Annotated in this window: 1 protein-coding gene; it reads left to right on the top strand. The window is 70.8% G+C overall.

Annotated features, from left to right (window positions below; translation table 11 throughout):
- Positions 1–104 precede the first annotated feature (104 nt).
- A partial coding sequence (locus ACLJNW_RS25585) for an SDR family NAD(P)-dependent oxidoreductase (RefSeq protein ID WP_134553144.1) occupies positions 105–267 on the top strand: 163 nt, incomplete at its 3' end.

Genomic DNA, 267 nt, shown 5'->3' on the forward strand with positions numbered 1-267 from the left:
TCGCCGGCCTGGGCGGCAGCGCCATGCGGTAACGAGGTCGCCGCGGCGGTTACGCAGCGGGACGCGCTTGGGTATCCTGTCCGCTTTATCGCCCGGAGAACCTCATGCACAACGTTCTGATCGTCGGCGCCTCGCGCGGCATCGGCCTGGGACTGGCGGATGCCTTCCTGCAACGCGGCGCACAGGTATTCGCCGTCGCCCGGCGACCGCAAGGCTCTCCCGGGCTACAGGCACTGGCGGAGCGGGCCGGGGAGCGCTTGCAAGCGG

Origin of the sequence: Salmonella sp. SAL4457, from assembly GCF_046548235.1 — a bacterium.
GTDB lineage: Bacteria > Pseudomonadota > Gammaproteobacteria > Enterobacterales > Enterobacteriaceae > Salmonella > Salmonella enterica.